At 54.5% G+C, this 7,894-nt stretch carries 9 protein-coding genes and 1 tRNA gene; 3 read left to right on the forward strand and 7 right to left on the reverse strand.

The window, feature by feature from the left end; translation table 11 throughout:
* The coding region (locus tag V6C07_RS04325; protein WP_333535132.1) for a hypothetical protein at positions 1-268 on the forward strand (268 nt) is incomplete at its 5' end.
* Between the two features lie 160 nt (positions 269-428).
* Here the strand turns inward: V6C07_RS04325 and greA are convergent.
* Complete coding sequence (gene greA, locus V6C07_RS04330; protein WP_333535133.1) at positions 429-917, reverse strand: transcription elongation factor GreA; 489 nt, start codon at positions 915-917, stop codon at positions 429-431.
* A 48-nt stretch (positions 918-965) separates the two neighbouring features.
* Here greA and V6C07_RS04335 point away from each other — a divergent pair, with 48 nt between their 5' ends.
* Positions 966-1,202: a hypothetical protein gene (locus V6C07_RS04335; RefSeq protein WP_333535134.1), complete on the forward strand. Its 237-nt coding sequence runs from the start codon at positions 966-968 to the stop codon at positions 1,200-1,202.
* A 169-nt stretch (positions 1,203-1,371) separates the two neighbouring features.
* Complete coding sequence (locus V6C07_RS04340) at positions 1,372-2,925, forward strand: lysylphosphatidylglycerol synthetase family protein (RefSeq protein WP_333535135.1); 1,554 nt, start codon at positions 1,372-1,374, stop codon at positions 2,923-2,925.
* Positions 2,926-3,314: 389 nt separating this feature from the next.
* On the opposite strand, the gene V6C07_RS04345 is transcribed toward V6C07_RS04340, so the two are convergent.
* The 6 genes from V6C07_RS04345 to V6C07_RS04370 all read right to left on the reverse strand — a co-directional run.
* Positions 3,315-3,986, reverse strand: a complete 672-nt coding sequence (locus tag V6C07_RS04345) for an outer membrane protein (RefSeq protein ID WP_333535136.1) — start codon at positions 3,984-3,986, stop codon at positions 3,315-3,317.
* Between the two features lie 1,070 nt (positions 3,987-5,056).
* Positions 5,057-5,148, reverse strand: a tRNA-Ser gene (locus tag V6C07_RS04350).
* Positions 5,149-5,428: 280 nt separating this feature from the next.
* Positions 5,429-5,569, reverse strand: a complete 141-nt coding sequence (locus V6C07_RS04355; protein ID WP_333535137.1) for a hypothetical protein — start codon at positions 5,567-5,569, stop codon at positions 5,429-5,431.
* A gap of 10 nt (positions 5,570-5,579) precedes the next feature.
* Complete coding sequence (locus V6C07_RS04360) at positions 5,580-6,350, reverse strand: enoyl-ACP reductase FabI (RefSeq protein ID WP_333535138.1); 771 nt, start codon at positions 6,348-6,350, stop codon at positions 5,580-5,582.
* 358 nt (positions 6,351-6,708) lie between these two features.
* Positions 6,709-7,590 carry a phosphoribosylaminoimidazolesuccinocarboxamide synthase gene (locus V6C07_RS04365; RefSeq protein ID WP_333535139.1) on the reverse strand — a complete coding sequence of 294 codons (882 nt, stop codon included), beginning with the start codon at positions 7,588-7,590 and terminating at the stop codon, positions 6,709-6,711.
* Positions 7,591-7,615: 25 nt separating this feature from the next.
* Positions 7,616-7,894 (reverse strand): histidinol dehydrogenase (locus tag V6C07_RS04370; protein ID WP_333535140.1); only part of this gene is annotated, 279 nt, incomplete at its 5' end.

The raw sequence follows: 7,894 nt of genomic DNA on the forward strand, positions 1-7,894 counted from the left end.
CGCCGGGCGGCACAGCCTTGTTTGTCCCTGGGCCTGGTGGCAGGTTGCTGCGGACGGTCTTGATGTGGCGGACAACAGGGCCGGGCTGGTGAACTGGTGGGGCAGGGGAATGAGCCACAGTCCGGAGCCGAAAACAGAAGCGCCCCAGGCGCTGGAGAAATTTCTCGCGCGCTGGGGCGTATCCGTTCAAAAAAGTGGCCTGCGAAACAGAAATCTGTGCGCTGCCTCTGATCAGGGCTGGACCCTGATGCTGGAAAAAAAATTATAGTTTGCCGGTTCGGAGCATGCGGTTTTGCGAATATGCGCGCGCAAAGCCTGCAAGACCTTCATATGGGCATTGCCCGCACGGATATCCCGCGCCTGCGCCTCCGTGGCGGAGGCTTGCCCGTCCAGCCGACCGCTCTGAGCGATATCAGCGTAACATTGCTCTAGCCGAGGTTTTTGCTGCCCTTGAAGCTGATGCCGATGATTTCATAGGTCACGCGGCCACGGGGAATTTCAACGGAAACTTCATCCCCTTCCTCACGGCCAAGCAGGGCCTGTCCCACGGGCGAAAGAAACGAGATGGAACCCTTGCCGGGGTCGGCCTCGTCCGGGCCAAGAATGGTGTAGGTCTTGGCTTCGCCGCTGTCCACATCTTCCAGTTCCACGGTTGCGCCAAAGATAACCTTGTCGCCCTGGAGCTTATCAAGGTCAATAACCTGGTAAAGGGCCATGCGCGACTCAATGTACTTTATGCGGGCCTCAGCCATGCCCTGGCGTTCACGCGCGGCGTCATAGCCGGCATTTTCGCGCAGGTCGCCTTCTTCTCTGGCTTCCTTGATGGCCTGAATGATCTCCGGCCGCTCGCTTTTCAGGCGGGCCAATTCTTCTTCCAGCGCCTTGTAGCCTTGTACGGAAATGGGAATACTCGTCATGTCGAACCTCGCAACGCAAAAAAAACGCCGCTGCCCAAGCAGCGGAGCATGCGTTTAGCAAAAAGTGGTTTTTATGAAAAAATCTGGTATTCCGGCGAAGACCATGGTTCGGCGCGCATAAGCGCTTTAAGCGCTGCCAGCTGCCAAAAAAATGCCGGCCTTGCGGCGTTTTCACAGTGTGAATTTTGCCGGAAAATACACACCGGGCAGCTGCACCTTGCAGGCCCGAAAACCTCTCCGGCCGAGCGGACCGGAATCAAAACCGTAACTGCGCCTCTACCCTAACCACTGCACAGGTTCCGGTCAAGCTTTAAACAAAAAATTCCAGCCCTGCTGGGCGCATACCTGCAGGGTATGCACAGTTGGCACTTGCGCCGTGCTGGTGCAGCGTATATGCTAAAAAAATTGTTATAAACCGAGCTGATCGTCAGCCGCATTCAAACAACGGCAGCTTATGAAAAAATATTTGCGTTATCTCGGGCCATTACTGATCTCCGCCATTTTCTTGCTGGCAGTGTATCTTTTGTACCATAAGTTGAAAAGCTACAGTGTCGCGCAAATCCGCGAAAGCCTTTCCCAGATATCCCATACGCGCATCGCCCTTTCCCTGTTGCTCATGGTGGTCAACTACATGATCCTTGTGGGTTATGACTGGCTTGCGCTCAAGGCCATCCACAAAAGCCTTCCCCTGCCGCGCGTGGGGCTGGTTTCTTTTGTGGGGCAGGCCGTAAGCTACAATTTTGGCGCGCTGCTTGGCGGCACAAGCGTGCGTTACCGCTTCTATTCTGCCTGGGGTTTTTCGCTGACAGACATAGTGCGGCTCGTGCTTATGCTGGCGGTCACCTTCTGGGTGGGAGCGCTAGGGCTGTGCGGAGCCATCTTTATGGTGGCGCCCCCCATTATCCCTGACGAACTGCTGGTCAAAATGCCCTTGAAAGACGTGCGGATACTGGGCGTCATTCTTTTTGCCATAGCCTGTTCCTACCTTGCCCTGTGTTTCTTTATCCGTAAACCCGTACACATTTTCGGCAAGGAATTTGTTTTTCCCCCGCCGCGCATTGCCATTGCCCAGGCCCTTGTGGCGGGCGTGGACATCGTGGCCGCCGCAGCCTGCATGTACGTGCTGCTGCCGGGAGATATGGGCGTCAGTTTTATCGACTTTCTGCCGAGTTATCTGATGGCCCAGGTGGCAGTGGTGCTGACGCATATTCCCGGAGGGGTAGGGGTGTTCGAGCTTGTCATCCTGCACCTCACCCACACCACGCACGAGCAGATGGTTTTTGCCGCAGTGCTCCTGTTCCGGCTGATTTATTTCATTATTCCGCTGCTGGCCGCGGCCCTGTTGCTGATGCTTTACGAGGTGCGTCAGCGTCGACAGGTGCTGCGTGGGGCCGGTCGCTGGCTTTCTGTGCTTTCGCACACCATTGCGGCCTATATGTGTTTTTCTGCCGGGATTATTTTGCTGGTGTCATCCACCTTGCCCCTGGGAAAGCACGCCCTTGCCATGTTGCGCATTATGGAACCCTACCATGTGACGGCCATTGGGCATTTTGTCAGCTGCCTTTCGGGCGCGGCACTGCTCTTTGTCTCTTACGGGCTGGAGCGACGCCAGACGCGCGCGTTTCATATGGCAGTGGTTTTTCTTTGCCTTGGCATTGCCGGGGCGTTGCTTAACGGTTTTTCCTGGCTTACGGCAGGAATGGTGAGCGTGGTGCTGCTGGCCGTGTGCATGGCCCGCAGGCGTTTTTATCGCGCCTCCTTTTTCTGGCAGGAGCCTATCCCCCTGTTCTGGCTGGGCGGCGCCATGGGCGTGCTCGTGCTGGTGGGCGCTCTGGGCTGGACACTGTACCACACGGCATGGAGCCATTCCGCCAACTGGTGGGGCAACGCGGCCCCCAACGCCACACGCACGACCTACGCTTTTGTGGGTATTGCCGTGGGGCTGGTGCTTTCGTGGATATGGCGCGCCTCTCTGCGGCGACGCGCGCGTCGCAGACAAGGAAGTTGACGGCATTCAGAGCATTTTCACTTTGAAACTGCTCTGTCGACTGTGTGTATAAGTGCAATTTATTTGGCATGTTAAGTGCAAAAATGAGCATGCCCTTAAACTTTGAGAATGGACATTCTCAAAGCTAATCTGCTCTATAATGCAAAAGGCCCGTGGCATGCCACGGGCCTTTTGCATGGTCGCTGAACTGCCTTGATCGCTGATGATCTCTGCCGCTTTTCAACGCTTTTCAGCTCTCCCTGCCATTCGCTACAATTCTCTGCTGAATGGAGCCGAAGCTATGCGGACAGCAGAGACCTCTAGCTGGGCGAACGCCCCCGCTTCCGTTTATCAGGCGGAAGCGGGGGCGTTCTTAACCATGTGGAAAGCGATGTTTTTATGCAGCAAGGCTAGAACGTAAAACGAACGCCCAAGCTGAATTCATTGGCATAAGGGGCCATGCCGACCTTGGCCTTCTGACCGCCAAAGGACTTTTCATGTTCATAATAGCTCAGGCCCACGAAACGGTAGGCCAGATCGGCAGAGATGGTGTCGGTAAAGGCATAGGAAACACCGGCTCCGGCATTCCAGGCAAATACCGTGTTGTAATCTGTGCTGCTTCCGCTGTAGCCCAGGCCTTCGACCTTATACCTGCTTTCAATAAAGCCCATGCCAAGCCCGCCGCCGATATACGGCGTAAAGGCGGTGTCATTGTGGAAGTCCCAATAAAGATTAAGGAACAGGGTTTGCAGGTTCCAGCGGCCCTTCAGGGTCGCGTCCAGGCCGTGCTTGCCGTCCCAATCCGTTTCTGAATTGGTGCGGATGGCGTATTCAATTTCTGTACGCAGGGGGATGTCGTTGGCAGGGTAGAAGTCGTAACCGACAAACGCGCCGCCCCCCACGGTATTTTGGCTGTATTCGCCGGTGTCGAAGAGGTTTGCGCCTTTGCTTGTAGAGACGTTTCCAGTGCTCTGGATGGAATCAATGAATTTGAGGCCCAGATAAAAACCGGAATTTTGTGCGAAGGCGGGTACAGCAAGGGCCACAGTCAGTGCGACGGCTAGAAAGATTCTTTTGAACATGACTCTCTCCAAGTTTTGTTATGCCGTTTTTCAAAGCCTTTCTTTGGCATTTGCCCGTTTTTTCGGAATTGATATCCGCTTTTATGCTGACCATACCTGAACATTGTAAATTATCAAGCGTGCTGAAACACAGATACGAACCATGTAATTCATAATAATGGTATGGTATTGCGGTATGTTGTTAAATAGTGCCTGATTTTTTCCTGAATTGGAGTTTTTTATGTGTGCCAGGGCGTTTTGCCTTTGTGCGTAGACATCTTAAAAGTGTTGTGACACTTAAATTTGAGATTAACACTGTAAATATGCTTTGTTACGGAATTGACCGTAAGGCTGCACAAAGGCTGCACATACGCTTTGCAGTGCCTATGCCTTGTATGAAAGCAATAAATGCGTAGGCATTGTCAACGCTGCCAATGAGCTGGAACTGAAAAACCCGATGTACCCGGTGAAATGAAGTAGCCGCAGTAAAACCAGCTAGATCCGAAAATGTGAGGCGAGGCTTGCCCTTCAAACAGCAAGCCTCGCCTCACATTTTCGTTTATTATATTTTTGCTTAGAGCAATTTCACTTTGAAATTGCTCTGGCGGCTGCGTGAGCAGTCGCCCGCCGCAAAGGTGCAAGCGCAGCTTCAGCCGTTACGACAAAGGAAGTTACGGATGCTTCAGGAGTTGTAACGCGGGAAACTACGCTTGCAGACACCATATATAACGAGCGGTTTGTTGCCACACAACCACTGTCGCCATTCGTAAGGCTCGCAGGCTCGCCAACGACTGCCGCGAAGACAGCAGAGCTATTTACTTGCGCGGTTAAGCAGCGAAGCGAGCGTGTCTTAAACTTTGAGAATGTACATTCTCAAAGTTAATTTGCTCTAGTTGCCGTTGTCTTGTCACTACGGCCCAAGCTGAAGACGAGCCAGATTTGCCTGCACGGCCCCGCCGTTGGCTGGGCCATGTCATTTGAAGCGGGCGTCAATGAAATCACGAATTGAGTCTATCACACAAAAAATCACACATAATAAAGATCAGGGCAAAGAAAAAGGGGCTACTGTTATCCAGTAACCCCTTGAAATATGGCGGAGAGGGAGAGATTCGAACTCTCGGTACGCTATTAACGTACACACGATTTCCAATCGTGCTCCTTCGGCCAGCTCGGACACCTCTCCGCATGTTTTGCATTCGTGCAAAGCCGAAACTGTATATGGCATATCCACAGAGAATGCAAGCAAAAAATGGTAAAATTATGGGCTGATGCCGTGGAGCTGCTCTGTGCGCCTAGGTTTTATCCTCGGGCGGTGTTTTTTCAGCATCCGTCTTTTTTTCACCCCTCCGCCGGAGGGGTGGCAAACGAAAGTCCATTCAGCACAGACCGCCGCCTGTTTTAACCAGCATCCAGAACAGGCCGCCCACAATGACCACAGTCAGCAAGATTTTGATCAGCATTTTTTAATCCTGCCCGGGTGTTTCACCCTTTTTGTTTTCCCGTCCTGCGCGTTTTTTTTCAACCTTGGCAGATCGGTAAAAGATCCATAGCGCCAAGGCTGACAGCAGGGTGATGGCTATGGCATTGAGTGTCAGGTAGCCCATAATTTCATCCTCAGGCGGTTACGCCCACCTTGCTGAAGCCGCTGTCGACGTAAATGATCTGCCCGGTCACGGCGTTGGCAAGATCAGACGCCAGAAAAGCCGCCACGCCGCCCACGTCGGCAGTGGTCACGTTGCGGCGCAGGGGCGAATTGTTTTCCACCATGGTGAAAATATCCTTGAGACTCGACACGGCCGAGGCGGCCAGTGTTTTTATGGGACCTGCGCTGATGGCGTTGACCCTTACCCCCTTGGGGCCAAGGTCATAGGCCAGATAGCGCATGGACGCTTCAAGAGCGGCCTTGGCCACACCCATGATATTGTAGCCGGGAATGACCTGGGTGGAGCCATGATAGGTCATGGTAAGCACCGAGGAATTTTCGTTGAACAGCGGCTCAAAAGCGCGGCAAAGCCCGGTGAGGGAATAGGCCGAAACTTCCAGGGCAAGCTTGAATCCGTCACGTGAGGTATCCACAAAGCGGCCGCACAGGTCATCGCGGTTGGCAAAAGCCACGGAGTGAATCAGAATGTCCAGATCCCCCCATTTTTCTTTGACCACGGATGCGGCGTTTTCAATCTGCGCGTCATCGCACACATCACACTGGAAGGTGAACTCGCCCCCCAGCTCTTCGCTCAGAGGCTCAACACGTTTTTTAATGGCCTCACCCACATAGTTGAACGCCAGGCGCGCTCCCTGAGCCTTCAGAGCAGCGGCAATGCCGTAGGCGATGCTCCGGTTGTTGGCTAACCCCATGATAAGAGCTTTCTTTCCTTGCAGCAGCATGGATCCTCCTAGGAAAAATACGGGCCGGACAGGCCGCGTGCGGTTGTAAATTGCGCCGCCTGTCCGCTGTTGCGGCTGGGGGCTGTATGAAAAAATGTTTGGCAACGTTGCCCTGGCCAACCAAAAGCGTAGCCGGAGCGCATCGGGCGGGACAAAAGGCCCGCGCTCACGAAACAGGCTGACCAAGCAGGATGCCGCACTTGACCATCATGCGACTGGGGCGTGGCGGGTGTGCCGGTAACAAGCCGTATCTGCCGCGTGACAGACATATCGTGTATGCAGACCGCGGCGATGATTCTTCGCACGGTAGCGGCAAAGCCGCAAGCCCGCGCCTTGGCTGCACGGGGTTGCAGCGTATTTATTTTGTAATAATTTCGTAGGCTTCTTTGTATTTGTCCGCAGTAATTTTTATGACGTCCTCAGGCAGGGGCGGCGGTGGAGGCTGCATGTCCCAGGGCTGCGCTTTGAGCCAGTCGCGCAGATACTGTTTGTCGAAGCTGGGTTGCCCCTGTCCGGCTTTGTACTGATCCGCAGGCCAGAAGCGCGAGGAGTCGGGCGTAAGAACTTCATCAATGAGGTGCAGTTTGCCGTCAATAAAACCAAATTCAAATTTGGTATCCGCCACGATGATGCCGCGGCTTGCGGCATAGGTGCGCCCGGCCTCATAGAGGGCCAGTGCGGTTTTCTCAACCTGGCGGGCCATGTCTTCACCCAGCAGGCGGGCCGCCTCGGCCACGCTCAGGTTTTCATCGTGCTTGCCCAGTTCCGCCTTGGTGGAAGGCGTAAAGATAGCAGGCTCAAGCTTGTCGGATTCTTGCAGGCCGGGGGGCAGTGCGTAGCCGCAAAGGGAACCGTTTGCCTGATAGTCGTTCCAGCCGGACCCCGTTATATAGCCGCGCACGATGCATTCCACGGGCAGGGGGGCTGCCTTGCGCGCAAGCACTGCGCGGCCCTCAAGCTCGTCCTTCCAGGGGGCCAGCGCGTCTGGAAAACGATTCACATCGCTTTCCAGCAGATGGTTGGGGACAATGTTCTTGAACTTTTCCATCCAGAACAGGGTAATCTGGTTCAGGATTACCCCTTTGTAGGGGATAGGTTCGTTCATGATCACGTCAAAGGCCGACATTCTGTCTGTGGTGACGATGAGCAGTGTTTTTTCGTCCACATTATAGATGTCGCGCACCTTGCCGCGTGAAAGCAGCGGGTAGGCGGTAATGTCAGTTTTGACCACAACCTTCATGGGTGCTCCTGATGTGTCGGCCCGATTATTTTTTGGCGCGCGCTTCTACGCTGCGCGCGTGCGCTTCGAGCCCTTCCATGCGGGCAAGGGCGGCAATGGACTGCATGTTTTGCTGCAAAAAGGCCGGAGACGTTGCCACAATGCTGGTTCGCTTGCAGAAAGTCTGCACGGAAAGGGCCGACGAAAAGCGGGCCGTACCCAGCGTGGGCAGCACATGGTTGGGACCGGCGAAATAGTCGCCGACGGCCTCGGGGCTGTGCTGGCCCATAAAGATGGCTCCGGCATGGCGTATGTGGGGCAGAAC

Source organism: Desulfovibrio sp. 1214_IL3152, from assembly GCF_036763055.1.
Taxonomy (GTDB): domain Bacteria; phylum Desulfobacterota; class Desulfovibrionia; order Desulfovibrionales; family Desulfovibrionaceae; genus Desulfovibrio.